This window comes from Vibrio sp. Vb1026 (genome assembly GCF_033338745.1).
In the GTDB taxonomy this organism is placed as follows: Bacteria; Pseudomonadota; Gammaproteobacteria; order Enterobacterales; family Vibrionaceae; genus Vibrio; species Vibrio alginolyticus.
In genome coordinates, this window is record NZ_JAWOTH010000010.1 from 38946 (window position 1) to 62151 (window position 23206).

21 protein-coding genes are annotated in these 23206 nt (G+C 45.8%); 7 read left to right on the forward strand and 14 right to left on the reverse strand.

What is annotated here, in order from left to right:
• Positions 1–4: 4 nt before the first annotated feature.
• From tolA to aspS, 13 genes are all read right to left on the reverse strand, one after another.
• Positions 5–1072 carry a cell envelope integrity protein TolA gene (tolA, locus tag R7E47_RS15410; protein WP_213872593.1) on the reverse strand — a complete coding sequence of 356 codons (1068 nt, stop codon included), beginning with the start codon at positions 1070–1072 and terminating at the stop codon, positions 5–7.
• A gap of 13 nt (positions 1073–1085) precedes the next feature.
• Positions 1086–1529: an ExbD/TolR family protein gene (locus R7E47_RS15415; RefSeq protein WP_005378298.1), complete on the reverse strand. Its 444-nt coding sequence runs from the start codon at positions 1527–1529 to the stop codon at positions 1086–1088.
• A gap of 3 nt (positions 1530–1532) precedes the next feature.
• Positions 1533–2231 carry a protein TolQ gene (gene tolQ / locus R7E47_RS15420; RefSeq protein ID WP_005378301.1) on the reverse strand — a complete coding sequence of 233 codons (699 nt, stop codon included), beginning with the start codon at positions 2229–2231 and terminating at the stop codon, positions 1533–1535.
• On the reverse strand, positions 2221–2640 hold the full coding sequence (gene ybgC / locus R7E47_RS15425) for a tol-pal system-associated acyl-CoA thioesterase (protein ID WP_258497233.1): 420 nt from the start codon (positions 2638–2640) through the stop codon (positions 2221–2223). The genes tolQ and ybgC overlap by 11 nt, the downstream gene beginning before the upstream one ends.
• A gap of 172 nt (positions 2641–2812) precedes the next feature.
• On the reverse strand, positions 2813–3115 hold the full coding sequence (gene ybgE / locus R7E47_RS15430; RefSeq protein ID WP_213871542.1) for a cyd operon protein YbgE: 303 nt from the start codon (positions 3113–3115) through the stop codon (positions 2813–2815).
• The gene (cydX, locus tag R7E47_RS15435; protein ID WP_000270284.1) at positions 3108–3215 is read right to left on the reverse strand and encodes a cytochrome bd-I oxidase subunit CydX; all 108 of its coding nucleotides are present in this window, start codon (positions 3213–3215) and stop codon (positions 3108–3110) included. The genes ybgE and cydX overlap by 8 nt, the downstream gene beginning before the upstream one ends.
• A gap of 12 nt (positions 3216–3227) precedes the next feature.
• Positions 3228–4364, reverse strand: coding sequence for a cytochrome d ubiquinol oxidase subunit II (gene cydB, locus R7E47_RS15440; RefSeq protein ID WP_006742909.1), 1137 nt, complete (start codon positions 4362–4364; stop codon positions 3228–3230).
• A gap of 17 nt (positions 4365–4381) precedes the next feature.
• The gene (gene cydA / locus R7E47_RS15445; protein WP_005378311.1) at positions 4382–5968 is read right to left on the reverse strand and encodes a cytochrome ubiquinol oxidase subunit I; all 1587 of its coding nucleotides are present in this window, start codon (positions 5966–5968) and stop codon (positions 4382–4384) included.
• A gap of 461 nt (positions 5969–6429) precedes the next feature.
• Positions 6430–7434 carry a Holliday junction branch migration DNA helicase RuvB gene (gene ruvB / locus R7E47_RS15450; protein ID WP_005378312.1) on the reverse strand — a complete coding sequence of 335 codons (1005 nt, stop codon included), beginning with the start codon at positions 7432–7434 and terminating at the stop codon, positions 6430–6432.
• Positions 7435–7721: 287 nt separating this feature from the next.
• The gene (ruvA, locus tag R7E47_RS15455) at positions 7722–8333 is read right to left on the reverse strand and encodes a Holliday junction branch migration protein RuvA (protein WP_017820041.1); all 612 of its coding nucleotides are present in this window, start codon (positions 8331–8333) and stop codon (positions 7722–7724) included.
• Between the two features lie 67 nt (positions 8334–8400).
• On the reverse strand, positions 8401–8922 hold the full coding sequence (gene ruvC / locus R7E47_RS15460; protein ID WP_005387909.1) for a crossover junction endodeoxyribonuclease RuvC: 522 nt from the start codon (positions 8920–8922) through the stop codon (positions 8401–8403).
• A 92-nt stretch (positions 8923–9014) separates the two neighbouring features.
• Positions 9015–9761: a YebC/PmpR family DNA-binding transcriptional regulator gene (locus R7E47_RS15465; RefSeq protein WP_005378402.1), complete on the reverse strand. Its 747-nt coding sequence runs from the start codon at positions 9759–9761 to the stop codon at positions 9015–9017.
• Positions 9762–9903: 142 nt separating this feature from the next.
• A complete protein-coding gene (aspS, locus tag R7E47_RS15470; RefSeq protein ID WP_258483675.1) occupies positions 9904–11682 on the reverse strand; it encodes an aspartate--tRNA ligase in 1779 nt (592 codons plus the stop codon).
• Positions 11683–11955: 273 nt separating this feature from the next.
• Here aspS and R7E47_RS15475 point away from each other — a divergent pair, with 273 nt between their 5' ends.
• The 7 genes from R7E47_RS15475 to R7E47_RS15505 all read left to right on the forward strand — a co-directional run bounded on the left by R7E47_RS15475 (position 11956) and on the right by R7E47_RS15505 (position 18598).
• Positions 11956–12822 (forward strand): DUF72 domain-containing protein, encoded by an 867-nt coding sequence (locus tag R7E47_RS15475; RefSeq protein WP_033905053.1) that lies wholly within the window; start codon positions 11956–11958, stop codon positions 12820–12822.
• Positions 12823–12915: 93 nt separating this feature from the next.
• Positions 12916–13653, forward strand: coding sequence for a carboxy-S-adenosyl-L-methionine synthase CmoA (cmoA, locus tag R7E47_RS15480; protein ID WP_017635063.1), 738 nt, complete (start codon positions 12916–12918; stop codon positions 13651–13653).
• Positions 13654–13734: 81 nt separating this feature from the next.
• Positions 13735–14706: a tRNA 5-methoxyuridine(34)/uridine 5-oxyacetic acid(34) synthase CmoB gene (cmoB, locus tag R7E47_RS15485; RefSeq protein ID WP_005387902.1), complete on the forward strand. Its 972-nt coding sequence runs from the start codon at positions 13735–13737 to the stop codon at positions 14704–14706.
• A gap of 276 nt (positions 14707–14982) precedes the next feature.
• Positions 14983–15729: an ATP-dependent zinc protease gene (locus R7E47_RS15490; protein WP_005378391.1), complete on the forward strand. Its 747-nt coding sequence runs from the start codon at positions 14983–14985 to the stop codon at positions 15727–15729.
• Between the two features lie 11 nt (positions 15730–15740).
• Positions 15741–17246 carry an inactive transglutaminase family protein gene (locus tag R7E47_RS15495; protein ID WP_005378389.1) on the forward strand — a complete coding sequence of 502 codons (1506 nt, stop codon included), beginning with the start codon at positions 15741–15743 and terminating at the stop codon, positions 17244–17246.
• A 3-nt stretch (positions 17247–17249) separates the two neighbouring features.
• The gene (locus tag R7E47_RS15500) at positions 17250–18218 is read left to right on the forward strand and encodes an alpha-L-glutamate ligase-like protein (protein ID WP_005378387.1); all 969 of its coding nucleotides are present in this window, start codon (positions 17250–17252) and stop codon (positions 18216–18218) included.
• A 227-nt stretch (positions 18219–18445) separates the two neighbouring features.
• Positions 18446–18598, forward strand: coding sequence for a hypothetical protein (locus R7E47_RS15505; protein WP_005378381.1), 153 nt, complete (start codon positions 18446–18448; stop codon positions 18596–18598).
• Between the two features lie 143 nt (positions 18599–18741).
• Here the strand turns inward: R7E47_RS15505 and mukB are convergent, their stop codons facing one another.
• Positions 18742–23205 (reverse strand): chromosome partition protein MukB, encoded by a 4464-nt coding sequence (gene mukB, locus R7E47_RS15510; RefSeq protein WP_033905342.1) that lies wholly within the window; start codon positions 23203–23205, stop codon positions 18742–18744.
• Position 23206: the final 1 nt, after the last annotated feature.

Genomic DNA, 23206 nt, shown 5'->3' on the forward strand with positions numbered 1-23206 from the left:
CCTTTTAGTCCAAAGCAACAGTTATGTTGATGTCTTTTAGTCTTTCATTGACCGCTGATTCTGAAGATTTAGGGAACGTCCCTACCTGAGCTATTGCTCGCTTCGCCGCAGCACATACTCGAGTATCGCCACTCAAAACGGTAACACCAGAGACCATCATATCAGTTCCTGTCGGAATCAATTTGATGTTTACCCTACACTCCTTTCCCAGCAAGTAGTCATCCTTAATCAGCTTTTGCTGAATATTTTGAGTATAGATGGATGACATACGAGAAAGTTCGTCGTCAATAAATTGATTGCGCGCAGCACTGTTTTTACTGACCTCATCCTCGAGACCCGCAAAAATATCATCTAACGCGGCTTCTTGAGCTTTACGCTCACGCTCGGCACGCTCAGCTGCTTCTCTCGCTTTACGCTCTCGCTCCGCTGCCTCTTTTGCCGCTTTCTCTTTTGCAATGCGCTCTTGTTCAGCTTTTTCAGCAGCTTCACGCTCACGACGTGCTTTTTCTTCCGCTTCTTTTGCTGCTTTTTCACGAGCCAAACGTTCTTGCTCAGCTTTTGCTATAGCCGCTTCTTTTGCTAAACGCTCCTGCTCAGCTTTACGCACGGCTTCTTCTTTTTCCTTGCGCTCTTTTTCTAGCTTAGCAGCTCGCTCTTTTTCTTTGCGAACACGTTCTTCTTCCTGCTTGCGCTCTTGCTCTTTTTTCTTACGTGCAGCTTCTGCTTCTCGCGCCGCTTGAGCATCTTTCGCTTGCTGCTCTTTCAACTTGCGAATTTGCTCTTCTTCAGCTTTGCGGTTTTTTTCTAGCTGCTCTGCTTCGCGTCTCAGTTTATCAAGACGCTCTTGTTCTTTTTTCGCTGCCTTTTCGCGTTGCTGGCGAATTTCTTTCGCTTGTTGCTGCACAAGTTTTGGATCGATGACAACAGCTTGAACCATTTGCCCTGTAGGCTCTGGTTTAGACATATTGAAGTCCGTCCCCCAAAGCAGGGCTGCAACTAGAATTGCATGCAAACCAACCGATATTGCTATCGGTTTGGTGTATTGGTTGGGTTTCTTCTTGTGATCTTTCATAGATAATTGATGTCTATTCCCTGATATCGGTCATTAGACCTACCTTAGGGATACCAGCTCGACTTAGTTCATCCAGCAATAGAACAACATCGGCATATGGTGTTGCCGCGTCGCCACCTACCGCAACTGGTGAATCCGGCTTAACCTCTCGCTCCGCTTTCACTCGCACAATAACATCTTGCAACGACAAACCTCGCTGAACTTCTTCATCATTGACGCTTAGGCCTAAATTACCCTCGCTATCAATTTCGATGATAATAAAGCTACTGTCAGTCTCGCCAGCAAGGTCTTGCATAGATTCTGCAGTCGATGTTTTCGGAAGATCAACGTCGACGCCTTGAGTCACAAATGGAGCGGTCGCCATAAAAATGATCAACAGTACGAGCATTACGTCGATATACGGAACAACGTTGATCTCCGCTGTCATTTTTCGCTTTTTAGGTTGATAACCCGCCATGCTTTATTCCTTATCCGCACTGTCTCGGCCAGCCATCGCTTGACGATGAAGGATGCTGTGGAATTCTTCAGAAAATGTTGCGTAAGTGTGCTCTAGTTTACTCACTTTATTGCTTAGGCGGTTGTACGCCATTACTGCCGGAATAGCCGCAAATAGACCCATCGCTGTCGCGATAAGTGCCTCGGCGATACCCGGTGCAACCATAGACAACGTAGCTTGCTTTACTTCACCCAGCGCAATAAAGGCGTGCATGATGCCCCAAACGGTACCAAATAGGCCGATATAAGGGCTTATAGAACCGACTGTTGCCAAAAACGGTAAGCTTGTTTCTAGCTCATCAACTTCACGAGAAACAGCAACGCGCATTGCGCGGCCAGTGCCTTCCATGATGTAAGCTGGTGAATTTGCGTTGCTCTTACGTAGGCGAGCAAACTCTGTAAAACCTGCGTAGAAGATTTCTTCTGTGCCTTCAATTTCGTCTTTACGCGCTTTTACTTTTTGGTAAAGCTGAGAAAGATCAGTACCCGACCAAAATTTGTCTTCAAACTGCTCTGCATTTTTTGATGCTTGAGAAAGCACTTTGCTGCGCTTGATGATCATTGCCCATGACACAATTGACATGCCAAGCAACGTCAGCATCACAAGCTTTACCAACAGACTGGCCTGAAGAAAGAGATCTAAAATGGAAATATCAGCAGTCACTATTTGTTAGCTCCGAATTTATAAAGGTTGGAATAGCTATTGGTTTCATTTTCTTATTATCGATACATGCTACCTTAACCGAGGCCTTGCACAATATCTTGCCTTGATCATTGACCAACTCTTGACAGAATTGCAGAGAAGCACGTTTTATTTCTGACACTCGGGTTACGACTGTCAGATGCTCTTCCAGCCTAGCCCCTTGGTTGAAATCGATATCCATGTGTCGGACAACAAAGCCGATATTTTGTTCCAGTAACACATGTTGAGAAATGCCTTTAGCACGTAACATCTCTGTCCGTGCGCGCTCAAAGAATTTTAGATAATTAGAATGATATACAACACCGCCCGCATCAGTGTCTTCATAGTACACGGTGATCGGCCAGTGAAAGAGATTTGATGTGCCTTGCAAGGGAGTACCAATATATTCAATTCTTTAAAGTAATTACTATAACTGAAGCGACAGCAATTGGTACCGAGCTAAGGAAATATTTTTGAAATTTGTAGAAAAAATAAAAGCTAGGCGAGATACCTAGCTTTTATTCGATGATTTAGTAACCGACTTTATTACAGCATATTTCAGCCTAAATGAAATAAAGTGCCGTTAGATAAATCAAGATAGCTAACGAGAAATAAGGACTAAACAAAACTTGCCAGTACCAGTTTCTTGGCTTGAAGCCCACCCCATACACCATGCTTGAACATACAGACCAAATCAGTGCTGGTGCGATGATTGAGTTAAAACCACCAATTGCTTGATGGTAAGCTTCAGGGTCCCACATCACCAATCCTACGTGCATAAAGCCAAGGATGAGAGATAAGACTCGTAGCAGAGTCTTATCCATTGGTGCGTGAAGTTTCGCTACCTTATCAGCGAAGTTACTCACTGTCTTTATCCATCATTTCTGAGTGCTCTAGCCAAAGAGCGTTGATGATACCGAATGCACAAGCAAGTAGTACACCTAGAATCCATGCGAAATACCACATAGTAAATGCTCCTTAGTAAAGTGAGTTTTTGTTGTCTTCAATGTACTGGTCATCAAGGCGACCAAACATCTTGTAGTAAGTCCAAGATGTGTAACCAAGGATGATTGGCACCATAACAAACGCAACGCCTGTCATTAGGTTCAGAGTCAGCTCAGATGACGTTGCATCCCACATTGTTAAGCTGTGGCTTGGCATTAAGTCTGAAGGCATGATGAATGGGAACATCGCAAAACCTGCAGTAAAGATAACACCAGCAACACCCAAGCTTGAAGTAATGAACGAAATCGCACATTTTTCAAGACGAGATGCCAATACAGCGAGAAGCGGCATTGCAACACCTAATACAGGAGCAGCCCATAGTAGTGGGTAGTTTTCAAAGTTCTTCATCCACGCACCAGCTTCACGGATAACCTCTTTGTTTAGAGGGTTAGAAGCAGCGTTAGTGTCGATACCGCCAACAATGACGTAGCCATCGATATTTTGGATCCAGAAACCAGCCGCTACAAACGCAGCAACCGTCAGTAAACCAGCCAACTGAGCAACGTTGCGCGCACGCACATGCACTTCGCCTGTTGTTTTCATTTGTAGCCAAGTAGAACCTTGCATCAAAATCATGAACAAGCTTACTAGACCACACAACAGTGCAAATGGGTTTAGTAGACCAAAGAATGAGCCATGGTATGTTGGCATCAAGAACTCACTCAATTGGAATGGTACACCTTGTAGAAGGTTACCAAACGCTACACCAAAGATGATTGGCGGAACAAAACCACTGATTGAGATACAGATATCCCAGGTATTGCGCCATTTTGGATCTTCGATTTTAGAACGGTAGTCTAGGCCCAGAGGACGAAGCCATAGCGCTGCTAGTGTCAAAATCATCGCTAAGTAGAAGCCTGAAAATGACGTTGCGTAAACCAAAGGCCAAGCAGCGAACAGTGCACCACCAGCAGTGATAAGCCAAACTTGGTTACCATCCCAGTGAGGAGCAATTGAGTTAATCATGACACGGCGTTGCGTGTCGTTTTTACCGATGATAGGTACAAGCGCGCCTACACCCATATCGAAGCCGTCTGTTACTGCAAAACCAACTAGTAGAACACCGATTAGTACCCACCAGATGAGTCGCAAGATTTCGTAATCAAACATCTTGTTATCTCCTTACCTTACGCTTCTACTTGGCGACTAACTTTGTCTTCAACAGAGTCAGCATTTTGCTCGAAGTGGTAGCGACCCGTTTTCAGGCTACTTGGGCCTTTACGAGCGAATTTCAACATTAGGTAAACTTCTGCAATCAGGAATACCGTGTATAGCGCCAGAATTGCGAAGAGTGAAGTCCAGATTTCACCTGCAGTTAGTGCAGAAGCTGCAACATGCACTGGTAAAATTTCACCTACAGCCCAAGGTTGACGGCCGTACTCAGCGACGAACCAACCCGCTTCAATTGCAATCCAAGGTAGTGGAATGCTAAATAGTGCAGCTTTTAGAATCCATTGTTTCTGTTCAATCTTCTGACGACACGTTTGGATAAACGCCGCACCAAAGACAAACAACATGATGAAGCCACAAGCAACCATGATACGGAATGACCAGAATAGCGGCCATACTGTTGGGATTGAGTCGTCCGCAGCAGCTTGGATTTGCTCTTCTGTTGCATCAACAACATTGTCTGTGTAGCGTTTTAGAAGTAGACCGTAACCTAGGTCACCTTTCACTTCATCAAACGCAGTCATGTTTTCTTCTGACTTGTCGCCCGCACGAAGCTTCTCTAGAAGTTCATAAGCGTACATGCCGTCACGAATACGATCGACGTGTTCATCACGTAAATCACGAAGACCTGTTACTTGCTCATCAAAAGAGCGTGTCGCGATAATACCCATTACGTAAGGGATCTTAATTGCGTAATCGGTATGCATCGTTTCCTGGTTAGGAACACCAAATAACGTAAATGCGGCAGGTGCAGGTTCAGTGTGCCACTCTGCTTCAATTGCAGCGAGTTTCACTTTTTGAACTTCACCAAGCTCGTAGCCAGATTCGTCACCAAGAACGATGGTAGATAAGATAGCTGCAATACCGAAAGAAGCAGCAATAGCAAACGAACGACGAGCAAACGCAATGTCACGACCTTTTAATAGGTAGTATGAACTGATGCCTAGAATAAACATTGCGCCACAAGTGTAACCAGAAGCAACCGTATGCACGAACTTAACCTGAGCAACTGGGTTTAGTACAACCTCAGAGAAGCTCACCATTTCCATTCGCATGGTTTCGAAGTTGAAATCTGCGCCTACTGGGTTTTGCATCCAGCCGTTTGCGATAAGAATCCAAAGAGCAGAGAAGTTAGAGCCTAGTGCAACAAGCCAGGTAACCGCTAAGTGTTGGCGTTTAGATAGACGATCCCACCCGAAGAAGAATAGACCAACAAAAGTTGACTCCAGGAAGAATGCGACAAGTGCTTCGATCGCTAGCGGTGCACCGAAGATATCACCTACATAGTGGGAGTAGTAAGACCAGTTCGTACCAAACTGGAACTCCATGGTAAGGCCTGTCGCCACACCAAGTGCAAAGTTAATACCGAATAGCTTACCCCAGAACTTGGTCATGTCCTTATAGATTTGCTTGTTCGTCATTACGTACATCGATTCCATAATGGCCAGAAGGAAGGCCATACCAAGGGTCAATGGTACGAATAGGAAGTGATACATCGCTGTCAGTGCAAACTGCAACCGCGATAGATCAACTACGTCAATCATGGTAACTCCTATGTGTCGGCTGAATGACACTCTCTACATATTGCAATCCATATTCAGGTGTTATTTACACTTGAAAAATGTTGAATTATCACAACTCATTGTTGCAAAAATGTGCTTCATTGGTTAGTTAATTGTTAAGCATCAGCTAATATAGCTGGGGCTAATATTACTTGTAAAAACAGATTGTTTCAAAAGGTTTATAGCCGTAACGCGCTTTGATATACATCAATGTTTATGCGCGGAATTTGCACAAAAATCCATCACATTGATCTAGATCAACCAGTATTGGATACGGATGTTAAGAGAGAGTAATCAGGAGAGAAATTAACCAGTTGCAAGCAAACATCGAGTTAACAATCAATGCTTTTTACTTACTAAACCAGTATGAGAAAAAATTCAAAAAATGTGAGTTTGGTCAACTTTAATGAAGCGCTGGGCAACAAAGGCCCAGCGAGGGAATCTTATTTTTCAATTCCGAAATGCAAATACGCACGATCTGTCGCGATTCTTCCACGCGGAGTGCGTTGTAAATAACCTTGCTGAATAAGATAAGGCTCAAGAACGTCTTCAATAGTGTCCTTTTCTTCACCTATCGCCGCTGCCATGTTGTCGAGCCCGACCGGACCACCACCAAATTTTTCCATAATCGCGAGTAGTAGCTTACGGTCCATGTAATCGAAGCCTTCGGCGTCCACATCAAGCATATTCAACGCCTTATCAGCAACATCGGCACAAATGTGACCATTGCCTTTTACTTCCGCATAATCACGAACACGGCGTAGCAAACGGTTAGCAATACGTGGTGTGCCACGCGCACGTCTTGCCACTTCCAATGCACCTTCAGGTTCCATTGATAAACCTAAACAATCCGCGCTTCGCTGCACGATATCTTGGAGGTCTTTTATCTTATAAAACTCAAGGCGCTGAGTAATACCAAAGCGGTCGCGCAATGGTGACGTCAAAGAGCCCGCTCGGGTCGTCGCACCAATTAACGTAAACGGTGGTAAATCGATCTTAATAGAACGAGCGGCCGGACCTTCACCGATCATAATATCCAGTTGATAATCTTCCATCGCCGGATACAGCACCTCTTCAACCATCGGGCTCAAGCGGTGAATCTCATCGATGAACAACACATCGTTTTCTTCGAGGTTGGTTAACAGCGCGGCCAAATCGCCTGCTTTCTCAAGTACAGGGCCTGAAGTAGTGCGAATGTTCACTTCCATTTCATTGGCAACGATGTTCGCAAGTGTGGTTTTACCCAAACCTGGGGGACCAAAAATCAAAAGATGATCAAGTGCTTCGCTACGTAACTGAGCAGCTTTAATGAAGATTTCCATTTGGTCACGGACATGGTCCTGACCTTGGTAATCCGCTAATTTTTTTGGCCGAATAGCACGATCAATGACATCTTCATCACGAAAGGCAGGGTTTTCTGGCGCGATTAAACGATCGGCTTCAATCATCTTTTTACCTTGAAAAATGGTTACCTGAGAGAATAATGCCGCTCGTTTAACAGCAAGTGGCATATTTCTATATCTCGTTATCCTGTACAGCGACGAAGGAGCGTGATACAGGATCTTCTATCCGAGCGATTTATGGTCAAATTGTTTCACTAACCGCTCAGCGTGCTGCTATTAGATTTCTAGTCTCGCCAGACTCGCTGGAATGACACAAAAAAACATCGTTAAGCGATTGGCATTAACCTTAGATAATGAGTTATCTTGAATAAATGTTCACTGTGCAACCAGCGTTACACCATTGATTTTAGAGCTTCACGGATCATTTGCTCACTGCTCATGTCCGGTTTAGCGATCTGAGACACCACTTTCGACGCTTGAGTCGGCTTGTAACCTAGAGCTAGAAGCGCACTGATTGCCTCTTCTTCCGCGTTGTTGGATGTCGCACTAGAATCCGCAGGAGCAGCATCCGTAAATGGTGTAAATAGATCGCCAGCGCCCCACCCTTTCAAGCGGTCTTTCATTTCAACAACCAATCGCTCTGCGGTTTTCTTGCCAACGCCTGGAAGCTTAACCAGCGTAGAAACGTCTTCATGTTCCACACAAGTAACAAATTGCGTTGCCGTCATACCAGAGAGAATACCAAGACCGAGTTTAGGACCAACGCCATTGGCTTTGATCACTTCACGGAAAAGTGCTCGTTCTTTTACCGTGTTGAAACCGTATAGCAATTGCGCATCTTCACGGACAACAAAGTGAGTATAAATAATGGCTTCTTCGCCAACATTTGGCAGTTCGTAAAAACAGCTCATTGGCATCTGGACTTCATAGCCAATGCCATTAACTTCAATTAATACTTCAGGTGGTTGTTTTTCAATCAGTATGCCACGAAGACGTCCAATCACTATAAATACTCTTTGGAAATGAATTTGCGACAGGATAATAAAGAACTGGATAGACATCCAGTTAATTTTATCGATAGCGCCCTTTTCTGGCACTGGTTGCTTTGCCCGCTAAGGCAACGAGAGTCTTGTTAGTATTGGCATGACAAATCGCCACACCTAAAGCATCGGCCGCATCCGCTTGAGGCTTGGCGGGCAATTTAAGCATCTGCTGAACCATATGCTGAACTTGCGCTTTGTCCGCGCCACCAGTGCCGACGACAGCTTGCTTAATAAGACGAGCCGCGTATTCAAATACCGGCAACTCCGCATTCACCGCAGCAACAATTGCACTGCCACGAGCTTGGCCAAGTTTTAGCGCTGAATCCGCGTTTTTGGCCATAAACACTTGCTCGATCGCGAAAACGTCCGGTTGAAACTGGGTAATGATTTCCGTGACGCCTGCATAAATCTGTTTAAGCCGACCCGGAAGTTCTTTTTCTGAAGTACGAATGCAGCCACTACCAAGGTATTGCAAGTGGCGTCCATTTTGACGAATGACCCCATAGCCGGTAATGCGCGAACCTGGGTCAATGCCCAAAATAATTGACATGAATGTTCCTAAAAATGAGGCCTAATTCGGCCTCAGTCTTTTTATTATTACTTGCTAACTTCGGAGCAAATACCGCTCCCGACACCTTGAGTTTAATCTAGCGTAGCCGCAACGTCGTCAGAGATATCACCATTGTGATAAACCTCTTGAACGTCGTCCAGATCTTCCAAAGCGTCAATCAAACGAAGTAGTTTTGGCGCAGTATCCGCATCCAAATCTGCTTTCGTAGATGGGATCAGCGACACCTCAGCGTTCTCTGCCTCAAACCCTGCGGCATCAAGGGCATCTTTTACGAGTCCAAAATCGCCTGGGGCCGTGTAGACATCAATCGAGCCATCTTCTGCCGTTTCAATGTCATCAGCACCACTTTCTAATGCTACTTCCATTACCGCATCCTCATCTAAACCTGGGCCATATGAAATCACGCCTTTCTTGTCGAAAAGATAGTTGACGCTACCATCCGTCCCCAGATTACCGCCTGACTTTGAGAATGCATGGCGTACGCCAGATACCGTACGATTTCGGTTATCCGTCATACATTCGACCATGACCGCCGTACCACCTGGACCATAACCTTCATAGATCACGGTTTCCATGTTGTCGTCGCCTTCACCACCAGCACCTCGGCTGACAGCGCGGTTGACAGTGTCACGTGTCATGTTGTTAGACAGTGCTTTATCAATTGCTGCTCGCAAACGTGGGTTATTTTCTGGCTCACCGCCCCCCTCTTTTGCCGCAACAACGATTTCACGTATTAATTTAGTAAAGATTTTGCCGCGCTTCGCATCTTGCGCTGCTTTACGGTGACGAATATTCGCCCATTTACTATGACCAGCCATAATTCACCTTTTAATGTATTTTGACGCTTAATAACAAAACATGTTCTAAAAGCGTTGCTTGGGAAATTGCTTTGGAAGTTTCTTGGGTTTATTTAAACAAAAACTCCCGCAGTTGCGGGAGTTTTCTTCAAATGTTGTGCGCTTATTCTGCGTCTTTTTCTTTCGCTGCAGTTACTGCGATTGCTAGCTCTTCTAGCGCTGCTGGGTTCGCAATACTTGGTGCGTCTGTTAGTAGACACGCCGCTGCTGTTGTTTTAGGGAACGCGATAACATCACGGATGTTCTCTGTGCCACATAGCAGCATTACTAGACGGTCTAGACCAAATGCAAGACCAGCATGTGGAGGCGTACCGAATTTCAGCGCATCAAGCAGGAAACCGAACTTAAGCTGTTGCTCTTCAGGTGTGATACCTAGAATATCAAATACGGCTTCTTGCATATCTGCGTTGTGGATACGAACAGAGCCGCCGCCCACTTCGTAGCCATTTAGAACCATATCGTAAGCGTTAGAATTTGCCGCAGCAGGGTTTGCTTTTAGCTCTTCTGCAGTCACACCTAGAGGCGATGTGAATGGGTGGTGCATCGCGTGTAGGTTGCCTTCGTCATCTTCTTCGAACATTGGGAAGTCAACAACCCATAGTGGAGCCCATGCAGACTCATCCGTTAGCTCTAGGTCTTTACCTAGTTTCAAACGTAGCGCACCCATTGCTTCTGCAACGATGCCCGCTTTATCAGCGCCAAATAGGATAATGTCACCAGATTCCGCTTGAGTACGATCTAGAATGCCGTTGATCACGTCTTCATTTAGGAACTTAGCGACTGGAGATTGGATACCTTCGATGCCCGCTGCACGGTCGTTAACCTTCATCCAAGCTAGACCTTTCGCACCGTAGATACCAACGAATTCACCGTAGCCATCAATTTGCTTACGAGTCAAAGATGCACCACCTGGAACGCGAATAACGGCAACTCGGCCTTTTTCGTCGTTTGCTGGACCTGAGAATACTTTGAACTCAACGTCTTTCACTAGGTCAGCAACGTCTACTAGTTCCAGTGGGTTACGTAGGTCTGGCTTGTCAGAACCGAAACGACGAATCGCTTCGCTGAACGGCATTACTGGGAATTCACCTAGGTCAACGTTTAGTAGCTCTTGCCACATTTCACGAACCATTTTCTCAGTCGTTGCACGAACTTGGTCAGCCGTCATGAATGACGTTTCGATATCGATCTGAGTGAATTCTGGTTGACGGTCAGCACGCAAGTCTTCATCACGGAAACACTTAACGATTTGGTAGTAACGGTCAAAACCAGACATCATTAGAAGCTGTTTGAATAGCTGTGGAGACTGAGGAAGCGCGTAGAAGCTGCCTTTGTGAACACGGCTAGGTACTAGGTAGTCACGAGCGCCTTCTGGTGTCGCTTTTGTTAGTACTGGTGTTTCGATGTCTAGGAAGCCGTTGTCATCTAGGAAACGACGAACAAAGCTAGACGCTTTAGCACGTAGCTTGATGCGGTCGCTCATTTCTGGACGACGTAGATCTAGGTAACGATACTTCAGGCGCTGCTCTTCAGAGTTCTTTTGGTTGAAGTCTAGAGGCAGAACATCAGAACGGTTGATGATTTCAAGACCTTTCGCAAGGATCTCGACTTCACCTGTTGCCATGTCTTTGTTTGCTTGGCTCTCTGGGCGAACGCGCACTTCACCCGTTAGTTTGATACAGAATTCATTACGAAGTGTGTTCGCCACTTCATACGCATCCGCCATATCTGGATCAACAACTACCTGAACGATACCTTCGCGATCTCGCATATCAATAAAAATAAGACCGCCTAAATCACGACGACGGTTAACCCAGCCGCAAAGTTCTACAGTTTGTCCTGCAAGGGACTTGTTCAGGTGACCACAGTAATGGGTACGCATAATGAAATTCCCAATCTCTCAAATGTTGTTAACTACGCTCTGTCAGCCTCATTGCTAAGCAGAGTAAAGATTCAGTTATACGCTGAATGTCCACGAAAATCGACTACTCAACATACAATTACGTGTGTTTTATCATTCACTGGTGCTTTTTAGTACAACAAATGTTCAAAAGCGCACCAAAGCGAAAAAATTGGGGAGGATTATAGCGTGAAATTACCTATTTCAGCAAAACTCTCGTAAAGTATTCACACGAGTAGCAAGCAGTAAAGAATAATGGATAACTTACCTCTTCGACTTGGATTGACGATGTGGTCGCACAATCAATGGCAACAAAGTTTTTACGGCAGCGGGACAAAGCCCGCTGAACGTTTAGAAAGGTATGCGCAAGTGTTTCATACCGTGGAAGGCAACACGACATTTTATGCCACACCGACGCTCAATACAGTGCAAAACTGGAGAGCCGCAACCCACGATGATTTTCGCTTTACTTTCAAACTTCCTAAAGCCATCACTCATGAGCAAATGCTAAGAGGTTGCAGCGAACAACTGAGAGACTTCATGAAGGTCATGGAGCCTTTGCATGACCGTGTGGGCCAATGGACAATTCAATTACCAGCCGCATTTGGTCCTGAGCACCTTGATCGACTGAAAAAGTTCTGTGCGAGCTTTCCACCTAACTTCCCTCTCGGTGTTGAGGTTCGCCATATGGCATTTTTCTCCAAAGGCGAAGAAGAGCGAGCACTTAACCAATGGTTAGTAGAGAATAATATTGACCGCATTATTATGGATAGCCGCCCAGTCTTTGCCGCTAAGCCCGACAATGAGGCGATTATTGATGCACAAATGAAAAAACCACGAGTCCCTGTTCACGCCATTGCTACCGCTTCACACCCTTTGATTCGCTTTATTGGTCATCCAGAAGAACAGCAAAATTACGAGTTTTTTAAACCATGGCTCAACAAGTTGCCACAATGGATTGCCGAAGGTAAACAGCCATATGTCATGATCCATACCGCAGACAATATAATTGCGCCAGAGTTGGCCGCAAACCTATATAAAGACATACAAAAGCGTATCACGCTCCCTGAGTTAGCGCCTTTCCCTGCTGACGATGGCAACTCGCAGTTACAGATGTTCTAACGCAACACATGACAGAGGCGCGAAATTCCCATAAAATACGCGCCTTTTTTGGTGCCTGACATTTTCAGGCGGCTTGTATGCAGAGACTTAGTTATGAACCCTAAGAGCAATCCAGATACTATTTTTTCGGCTCCAATCGATAAAATTGGGGATTTCACGTTCGATGAACGCGTAGCGGAAGTATTTCCTGACATGATTCAACGATCGGTACCGGGTTACAGCAATATCATTTCTGCAATCGGTATGCTGGCAGAGCGTTTTGTAAAACCTCACTCAAACATCTATGACCTTGGCTGTTCTTTGGGTGCTGCAACATTGTCTATGCGTCGCCATATCAAACAAGAAGGTTGCCAAATCATCGCAGTGGACAACTCTCCAGCGATGGTTGAGCGTTGTAAACTTCACGTCAACGCTTACCGCAGTGACACTCCTGTGGATGTAGTAGAAGCAGACATTCGCAATATCGAAATTGAAAACGCGTCAGTGGTGGTGTTGAACTTCACTTTGCAATTCCTCTCTCCAGAAGATCGTTACTCCTTGCTCGAGAAAATTTACGCAGGCCTGCGTCCAGGCGGCATTTTGATTCTATCGGAGAAGTTCGTCTTCGAAGATGAAGTGTCGAACGAACTGTTAATTGACCTTCACCACGACTTTAAACGTGCGAATGGTTATAGCGAACTAGAAATCAGCCAAAAGCGTAGCGCGATAGAAAACGTAATGCGCCCAGATTCAAAGAAAGAACATAAAGAGCGTTTCGCTAAAATTGGCTTTTCTAGCTACGACGTTTGGTTCCAATGCTTTAACTTCGGCTCCATGTTCGCGATTAAATAGACCATGCATACCAAGCCTGAACCATACCGATTTCGGCTTTTGTTAATAATTTATACCCATCAACTCAGCGATTGACTAACTATGTTTAACTTTGCAAATTTCTACCAATTGATTGCCCAAGACACTCGTCTTCAACCTTGGCTTAATGTGCTTCCGCAACAGCTAACGGATTGGCAAAATGCAGAGCACGGTGACTTTGGTCGCTGGTTGAAAGCCCTGAACAAAATCCCAGCGGGTAGACCGGACAACATCGACATTGTTGATTCTGTCACGATTTCAAACAATGAGCCGATGCCTCAAGGGGAACTTAAAAAGCTAGAAAGCTTACTTCGTACATTCCATCCTTGGCGCAAAGGCCCATACCACGTACACGGCATCCATATTGATACTGAGTGGCGCAGTGATTGGAAATGGGACCGCGTGCTTCCGCATATTTCACCATTAAAGAATCGCAGCGTACTCGATGTAGGTTGTGGTAACGGCTACCACATGTGGCGCATGCTAGGCGAAGGTGCACGCTTAACTGTCGGTATCGATCCATCTCACCTGTTCCTGATTCAGTTCGAAGCAATTCGTAAACTAATGGGCGATGACCAACGTGCACACCTACTGCCATTGGGCATTGAACAACTACCTAAGTTAGAAGCGTTCGATACGGTATTCAGCATGGGCGTGCTTTACCATCGCCGCTCGCCTCTCGATCATTTAGTGCAACTAAAAGATCAATTGGTATCTGGAGGTGAACTCGTATTGGAAACACTCGTGATTGAAGGTGATGAGAATGCAGTACTGGTCCCGACTTCTCGTTACGCGCAAATGCGTAATGTCTATTTCTTCCCTTCAGCAAAAGCCCTAAAAGTGTGGCTAGAATTGGTCGGTTTTGAAGATGTTCGTATCGTTGATGAAAACATCACATCCGTAGATGAACAACGTACCACAGATTGGATGACGCATAACTCTCTACCTGACTACTTAGATCCGAACGACCCAAGCAAAACTGTAGAAGGCTATCCTGCCCCTCGCCGCGCGGTTCTTGTCGCTCGCAAATCATAATTCGCTGAGATTCCTGACATTGTCTTAACTCATTTTACGAGTTAAGACATTACCCTCTTTCCTCGTAATGAGCGAGTTTGTTTTTTGAATCCATTTTTCACGTCAAAATATAAGCACGCTCTAAATAAGGATGCGCTTTTATGTCCTTGATTTTTGGCTTTTCATCACTATTCCTCAAACAATAAGTAATAGAGAAACATTCTTACTTGTGAGGCTTTATCGATATAAGCTAAACTCCTAAAAAATAAACAACTTAATCCAATCCCAAGGTTTTCAATGTTATTACGATTGACCCCGATTGTTGCCATCGCCTTACTATCTGGATGCTCACTAACCAAAGGCGAACAGTACCACCAAGAAACGTTAGCGGCGATTCAAAATTCAGAAGCGAATGTCAATAATCGCATTACCAACCTAGAGCTACAGCTCAGCAACCAATCGGACTATATCGACAGCCTTGAAGAACAAGTCGATAAACTACAGGTTGAACTTCTTACATTTCGCGATGAAGCAATGGCAGAAGTAAAAAAACCGAAAGAGCCGATTATTGTCCAATCTCCCGCTCCTGTGGAACCAACCCCAACTCACGATATTGTCCTTGGCTCTATCGAAAAGGTCACTGTAGAGTCGATTAAGCAAACTTTTGATGCACGTATCGACACTGGTGCCGCGACGTCGTCTTTAAATGCCGTTGATATTGAAGAGTTCGAAAGAAATGGCAAAAAATGGGTCCGATTCCACTTAGCAGACACCAGTAAATCCGAAGAAGAGAAAAGTACTTGGATCGAAGCTCCTGTCATTCGCTACGTCAAAATCCGCCAGGTTACCAGTGAAGAGTTAGAACGCCGCGCTGTGGTAGAACTTTGGGTGCGCGTTGGAAAAATTCATGAAAAAGCGCAATTTACGTTGGCAGATCGCTCACATATGAACCATCCTATTTTACTGGGTAGAGAATTTATGCGCGACATAGCACTTGTCGATGTAAGTCGTACCTATATCCAAACGGACGAAGATAAAAAATAATAAGGTAGATTATGACGTCAAAAATACCGTTTTACCTTTCTATCATCTTATTGGTGATTGCGGGCATTGCTCTGAGTGTTTTCAGACATGAAAACTACGGCGTGCCTTGGACGCCAGGCGAAACTCGCCAGGTATGGGATGTAGAAGCTCGTATTGAGTTCAATGCTAACGGCAACGAAGTAAAAGCGTCACTTGCAGCACCTCATACACAAAGTGGTTACACACTTATCGGTGAATCTGCTTCCTCATCAGGTTATGGCGTTTCCTACATCAATGACGATTCAGGCCGTCGTGCAGAATGGTCAATTCGCCAAGCTCAAGGGCCACAAACCATATACTACAAAGCCCAGTTCTTAGTAGACCCTCAGGCTAAAGTCACTCCTTTACCGCCAACGGAAGACATTACGCCACCAACGCTATCAGCACCACAAGCAGCAGCGGCAAATGCCCTTATCGAACGTGCGATGAGTCGCTCAGCCGATAATGTGACGTTTACTCGTGAGCTTATCAAAGCGCTTAATGACCCAGATAGCCAAAACTCGTCGCTACTACTGAACGATTTCAGCCGTACTGATGCACTGCATAATATTTTGCTTACCGCAGGTATACAGAGCAAAACCGTCGGTGTTATCGAACTAGAAGATGGTCGTCGACGCCAAACAATTCAACCAATGGTTCAGGTTTGGTCAGGTAAAGATTGGGTACTGTTTTCGCCAAAATCCGAACAAAAAGCAGTGAAACCCAACTTGTTAGTGTGGGATGAATCAAACGTATCCTTACTTGACCTTGTTGGTGGTAAAAATAGCCAAGTGCATTTCTCGATGATTAAGCAAGAAATGACACCACAACAAGCTACAAACAACAAAATAGAAGCAGATGGATTACTGAATATTTCAATTCATAGCCTACCTTTGGAAGAGCAAGCGATGTTCAAAACCATCATGCTCATCCCTATTGGTGCTCTGATCGTTGTGTTCTTGCGTGTGATTATCGGCCTGAAAACATCCGGTACCTTCATGCCTGTGTTGATTGCCGTTGCTTTTGTTCAAACTCAACTATTAACGGGTATTGTCGGTTTCTTGCTAATTGTAGGTACAGGCCTGATTATTCGAAGCTATTTGTCTAGGTTGAACTTATTGCTGGTAGCAAGGATATCTGCGGTCATTATTACCGTTATTATGATCATCTCGGTGTTCACCGTTGTTGCGTTTAAAATGGGCTTAACAGAAGGCCTAACAATTACCTTCTTCCCTATGATCATCTTGTCTTGGACGATTGAACGTATGTCAATCCTATGGGAAGAAGAAGGTGCGAAGGAAGTTGCTCTGCAAGGTGGTGGTTCATTGCTGACAGCAGTATTAGTTTACCTTGCAATGACGAACTCATACATTCAACACTTAACCTTTAACTTCATTGGTCTACAGTTGATTGTTCTGGCCGGTATTCTATTACTAGGTACTTACACAGGTTACCGCCTCACTGAGCTACGACGCTTCAAACCACTAGCGGAGGACTAAACGATGTTCGAAAGTTTTACTTCGCCGTCTAAGCTTCGCCATAAAGGCATTATGGGGATGAACAAGCGTAACCACAGCTATATTGGCCGTTACAATGATCGTTCTAAATACCCACTTGTCGATGACAAGCTAAAGACCAAAATTATTGCACAGGCAGCAGGAGCAACAGTTCCTGCCCTGATCGGTGTCATTCATAACCAAGCTGAAGTTAAGACTATCCACAAAATGGTTGAGAACTGGCCTGGTTTTGTAATCAAACCTGCACAAGGTAGTGGCGGTAAAGGCATTCTGGTTGTTACGTCTCACAAAAACGGGGTATATACCAAACCCTCCGGCTCTACAATTGGTAGGGATGAGGTCGAGCGTCACATTAGTAATGCGCTTGCTGGCCTTTTCTCTCTTGGTGGTAAAAATGACGTTGCTGTGGTTGAAAACTTAATCAAGTTTGATGACTGTTTTGATGGCTTCAGTTATGAAGGCGTACCAGATGTTCGGATCATCGTATTTAAAGGTTATCCAGTTATGGCGATGATGCGCTGTTCTACAGCGGCTTCCGACGGTAAAGCAAACCTTCACCAAGGTGCCGTAGGAGTAGGCATTGACATCGCGACAGGTAAAGCCGTCAGAGCGGTGCAGTTCGATCATCCAGTGACTCATCACCCTGATACAGGTAAAGACCTTTCGACCCTTCAAGTACCGCATTGGGAGCGCTTGCTGGAGCTTGCGTCAAGTGCCTGGGAAATGACAGGTTTGGGATACATGGGTACGGATATGGTGCTGGATAAAGATGAAGGACCTATGGTTTTAGAGCTTAACGCTCGCCCTGGTCTGGCAATCCAAATCGCTAATGGTGCAGGCTTGCTTCCTCGTTTGAAACACATAGAGAGCCTTGGCACACCTGCTGAGTATCCAAAACCGATTGAACGCGTCGCTTACGCAGCAGAGCAGTTCGGTGTGAAGCCGTTGTTCTAACCCTCCGACCTAACGTTCGTTATTACTCGCCAGTAATTGTCATGATTACTGGCGTTTTTGTTCCCGCATCCAAAAACCTTGCACTTGCTCTCCTTATTAAACACATCCTTCTCATATATAAGTTGAATCAATGATCGAGCTAACAAAATCAACATAGATCGTTTCTTTTCTACTTTGCCTTTTGAGTATGATGAGAGCTCCCCTTACTCAACTTGAGAGGTTGGGAAATGCTAATAAAAGAAACAAATAATGATGAACCAGAGCTTGAAGAACAAGAGAGCTTAGACCAACACCTACAACGCTTGTCTGAGCTTTCTGTCCAAGCACTTGAAGAGCTTGCTGAAATGATCGAAGTCAGGGACGATATTCCAGAGGAATAAACGTCGCTTCCTCATTAAGTTCCGTTAATAAGCCGAGACTGCCGTCCTACAGTCTCGGCTTATCTTATGTATTTCGAAGCCTGCCTCGTAAACAGATACAAAAACGCCCGCGTTCATTGCGGGCGTTTTGTTAGATTCGCAGTTTACGATTCAAACTCTTCAATCATCTCTTGTGCTTCAGTCTTAGGCTTATCCGTTTGACCAAAACCACGCAAGCCAACCACGTGTACGTGTTCGTGATCTTTAAACACCTTACGCACCAGTTTGTAGGTCGTACCTTTCTCTGGGCTGATGTTTTCAGGCGCCGCGATAAGAAGCTGCATATCCAGACGGTCACACAATTCGAACAATGTCGCGATCGATTTCGCATCCAGACGCGCGGCTTCATCCAAGAACAGCAGACGACAAGGCACAATGTCTTTGCTGCGTAGACGACGAGACTCTTCTTCCCAGCTTTGAACAACCATAAGAAGGATTGACTGACCGGTACCGATCGCTTCACCTGTTGATAGCGCGCCAGACTCAGCCTGTAGCCAACCATCTGTACCACGGTTCACTTCTACACTTAGCTCTAGGTAGTTACGGTAATCCAGTAGCTCTTCACCCAGAACTTGAGGTGAACGTTGACCCATATCGATGTGTGGGTTCACGCGTTGGAACAGTTTCGCCATTGCTTCAGAGAAGGTAAAGCGAGTCGATTCAAACAGGTCTTTATGCTGCTCTTGTTGTGTCGCTAGGCCGTTCAGTAGCACTTCGTGACTTTCGCGGATCTTCACGTTTAGACGTACGCCCTTCACCTGACCAAACGAGATGTTCGACAGGCCTTGGTTCAGCATACGAATACGGTTTTGCTCACGTTGAATCGTCTTCTTGATAATGCTCGCTACCGACTCAGAGCTGATCGCTAGACGGTTTTCACGTTGGGTTAGCTCTTCCGTTAGACGCGCCAGCTCGACTTCCATCTCTTCGATTGCTTCAACTGGGTCATCAGTACGGATGATATCCTGACGAATACGCTCACGAAGGTGTTGGTATACAGCAATATAGAACAGAACTTTACGCTCTGGACGTGCGTTATCTTCTGATAGACGCAGCGCATCACGCAGGTCGTCATTGTTCGCAACCGCTAGACGCAGCGCACCCAGTGATTTATCCGACATCGAACGCAGTTCATCCGCTGACATGTAAGCCAGTTCACGCTTGTGTAGACGACGCTCAACATCATTCTCACGCGCCAGACGAAGTACTGAACACCAGCCAGCTTTCGCAGCAACCACGAACGTACGCAGCTCAACGTATTCTTTCTGAACTTTCTTCAGACGTTTTGCCAAGCCTTTCATCTCTAGTTCAGTAGAGGTGATCGTGCGCTCGTATTCGCTCTTACGGCTGCGAGACGTGTGTAGACGCTCGTGCAATTCGTCACGACGACGCATTGCGCGCTCTTCTGCACCTTCGTCAGCGTTCACGCCAAACTCTTGAAGCTCTTGTTTGAACTCTTGAACCGTTTCCAGTTTCGCTTGGTGTGAACTCTTCAATGAAGCTAATACTTGGTTGTATTGGTTCATTTGACCTTGCGATTGCTTCAACTCTTCACGAGAGCGAGTACGCATTTGTTCAGCTTGAACCAGTTTAGCTTTTAGCTGCTCACTCAGTTCGCTACTCTTGTTCAGTAGGTCTACTGAATCAGAGTAAGCGAAGTAGTGACGACGTTCAACGAGATCCGAGAGTGCAAAGATTTGCTTCTTAAGATCTTGTAGCCGCTCGTCTGCCGCTTTGTATTCTGCTTCTAGTGCATCGAATTGCTCTGGGTCAGCATCAAGCGCAGACGCAATATTCTCTAATTGCGCGACGGCTTTTGCATGGTTGCTTAAGAAGTTCTTCGCCTCTGCAAGCTGAGCGATTTTCTCTTCTAGCTCATCAAAACGCGCTTGCAATGACTCATCTTCAACAAGCACCATGTGTGACGCTAGCTTGTCCAGAGAAGACAACGCTTGCTTGCTGGTTTGAAGCTGAGAACGTTGTTGTTGCTCTTTCGCATCCAGATCCGCCAGCACGCGAGCAATTTGGTTACGCTTATCACGAATAGTTGCCAGTGCTTGTTCTGGATCGGCGTCAAAAGCAACCTGAATGTGGTTAGACACAAATAGGTTAAACGCTTGGTACAAGCGCTGCATTTTCTGAGAATCAAACGCCGCTTTTGCGTGTTTCTCTACCACTTCTTCTCGTTCGTTACGCAGCAACTCTAGACGCTGCTCACGTGCCGCACGGCCAAACAATGGGATCTCAGGCAAGCGAGAGTAACGCATTTGGCGATCGTTCATACGAACGCAAACCGCGCCCTCTAACTCTTCTGCATCGAACGAGCTGTCATCAAAGGCATCGATGTCACCTTCAATGATGTACAAGTCTTCTGGACAGTCGTCTAGCTCTACCAGTTTCTCTTCGATGCCTGACAAGTCAGAAACAACGATAGCGTGACGAGCCGGACCGTACATCGCACTGAAGTAAGGCGCGTCATCAATCGTGATGTCATCGTAGATCTCAGACAGCAATACACCGCCCAGCGTATCTGCCAAACCTTTCAGGCGAGGGTCATTTGAACCACCAGGAGAAGCAAGACGCTCAATCTCAGAGTCTAGCTGGCTACGGCGCTCAGCAAGCTTATCTTTAGCTAAAGACAACTCCCTTTCTTGTTCAAGGACAACTTGCATGTGGTTCATTACCGCATGGCGATCCTCAAGCTCTTCACCGCTCTGCTCTCTCAGTTTCTCTAGCGCATCGTTCGCCGCAATCCAAGCTGGTGCTATTGCTTCAAGCTTACTGATTTCTGCCACCGCGTTTTGCTCTAGACGGCGCTGTTCACCACGCTGATCACGAACTTCTTCTTGAGCTATCTCTAGTGATTCGATTTGCGTCGCATGACGTTCACGTTCTTGTTCAAACGTAACCTCATCGGTTAGTTCAACGTGATATTGCTTTTTGTATTCAGCAACCAGTTCACGTGCTTGACGCTGCTGGTTAAGGCTGCGTTCGAGATCACGGTGTTGTGCTCGCCATTGTTGTTCGTTTTGTGCAATTTGTTGTGACTCACGCGCTTTCGCAATTGCGGTTTTCGCATGTTCAGACGCGTCTTTGCGCTCAACTTGACCAACGATGCTTTGTACTAGTTTAAGCGCGGTTTCAAACTGCTCTGCCGCTGCAGAAGACATGTCCAGCTTGTGCTTAACCGATAGCAACGCATTGGTGTTTTCTGATTCTTTGCTCTTAAGCTCAGAGACAAGCGCTTGAGCCGATTCCGCCGTTAGGCTGTCATCGCCAAGTAGCTTCTTCGCTTTCTCCAGCGCTTGAACTGCTTGTTGATATTGAAGGGCGCGAGTTTGCTGAACGTCAAGAGCTTGCTGGTAATCAGCAAGTTGCGTCTTAAGGCTATCCACCTCTTCTTCTGCAACGGTAGCTTGCTCTTCAGCCATCATCACGCGTTCTTGCGCTTCTTCCACTACCATCATTTGTTCTTCAAGACGCTCGCTCAGCTCTTCAAGATCTTCTTGGTAGCGTTCGATCTTCTCTTGCTGACGCAGCGCGTTTTGCACCAGTTGCAAGTGATCAGAAGCCGCTTGGTAGTCTTGCTCTAAAGAAGATTCTGATTCGATCAGCAGTTCCAGCTCTTCTTGAACGCGATTAAGCAGATTGTTTTGCTCAATCAAGGTCTCGCGAGAACCAAATAACTCTGAACGCAAAGACAATGTCTGTTCTAGTTTTTTACGACGCTCGTTAGCATGGCGCATATAGTCCGCTGCCACGTAGTTAGTCGACTCTGTGATCAAGTGTTTGAACAAGTCACGGTCTGCTTGCGTAGTTTTGATCGCTTCTAGCGTCATGCGGTTTTCACGCAGCGCCGATTCCATATCTTGGAACGCTTTCTTCACGCCGCCGTTTTGTGGCAGAAGGTAGTCACGTAGCGAACGGGTAATCGCACTTGAGATACCACCGTAAAGCGATGCTTCGATCAGGCGGTAGAATTTAGAACGGTCACCAGAGTTACGCAGTTTCTTCGGAATCACACCGAATTCAAACATTTGCGCGTGGTAATCCACGATAGAAGAGAAGGCTTTGAATTGAACACCTTCAAATTCTGCGATCGATTCTTTTACTTCGTTGATTTGACGTACACGAGCTTGAGTCGCTGATACGCTTTCAACCAAGATATCCGTTGGTTTGACATGGCTTGGAAGACCTTGAATAACAAACGGTTTGATGTCTACTTTCTTATCACGACCCGCAACTTGCTGCAGTTTTACTGCGAACAATAGGCGTTGGTTACGTGAGTTCACCACGTCTAGCGCCGCATAACATGCGCCCGGCTGTAGCTTACCGTACAAACCTTTGTCGCGAGACGATTGGCTGCTGCCTGCTTCTGTCGTGTTACGGAAGTGTAGTAGCGTTTGGTCAGGAATCAATGCGGTGATGAACGCCGCCATTGTGGTTGATTTACCTGCACCGTTACCACCTGATAGCGTGGTGACCAGACCATCGATGTCAAACGTACGGGCAAAGAAGCCGTTCCAGTTGACCATGGTCAGCGATTGGTATTTACCGCGTTCAATCATG

Coding starts and splice junctions, on each gene's coding strand:
- tolA (WP_213872593.1), bottom strand. CDS start 1,072: ATGAAAGATCACAAGAAGAAACCCAACCAATACACCAAACCGATAGCA.
- R7E47_RS15415 (WP_005378298.1), bottom strand. CDS start 1,529: ATGGCGGGTTATCAACCTAAAAAGCGAAAAATGACAGCGGAGATCAAC.
- cydX (WP_000270284.1), bottom strand. CDS start 3,215: ATGTGGTATTTCGCATGGATTCTAGGTGTACTACTTGCTTGTGCATTC.
- cydB (WP_006742909.1), bottom strand. CDS start 4,364: ATGTTTGATTACGAAATCTTGCGACTCATCTGGTGGGTACTAATCGGT.
- cydA (WP_005378311.1), bottom strand. CDS start 5,968: ATGATTGACGTAGTTGATCTATCGCGGTTGCAGTTTGCACTGACAGCG.
- ruvB (WP_005378312.1), bottom strand. CDS start 7,434: ATGATTGAAGCCGATCGTTTAATCGCGCCAGAAAACCCTGCCTTTCGT.
- ruvC (WP_005387909.1), bottom strand. CDS start 8,922: ATGTCAATTATTTTGGGCATTGACCCAGGTTCGCGCATTACCGGCTAT.
- R7E47_RS15465 (WP_005378402.1), bottom strand. CDS start 9,761: ATGGCTGGTCATAGTAAATGGGCGAATATTCGTCACCGTAAAGCAGCG.
- aspS (WP_258483675.1), bottom strand. CDS start 11,682: ATGCGTACCCATTACTGTGGTCACCTGAACAAGTCCCTTGCAGGACAA.
- R7E47_RS15475 (WP_033905053.1), top strand. CDS start 11,956: ATGGATAACTTACCTCTTCGACTTGGATTGACGATGTGGTCGCACAAT.
- cmoA (WP_017635063.1), top strand. CDS start 12,916: ATGAACCCTAAGAGCAATCCAGATACTATTTTTTCGGCTCCAATCGAT.
- cmoB (WP_005387902.1), top strand. CDS start 13,735: ATGTTTAACTTTGCAAATTTCTACCAATTGATTGCCCAAGACACTCGT.
- R7E47_RS15490 (WP_005378391.1), top strand. CDS start 14,983: ATGTTATTACGATTGACCCCGATTGTTGCCATCGCCTTACTATCTGGA.
- R7E47_RS15495 (WP_005378389.1), top strand. CDS start 15,741: ATGACGTCAAAAATACCGTTTTACCTTTCTATCATCTTATTGGTGATT.
- R7E47_RS15500 (WP_005378387.1), top strand. CDS start 17,250: ATGTTCGAAAGTTTTACTTCGCCGTCTAAGCTTCGCCATAAAGGCATT.
- R7E47_RS15505 (WP_005378381.1), top strand. CDS start 18,446: ATGCTAATAAAAGAAACAAATAATGATGAACCAGAGCTTGAAGAACAA.
- mukB (WP_033905342.1), bottom strand. CDS start 23,205: ATGATTGAACGCGGTAAATACCAATCGCTGACCATGGTCAACTGGAAC.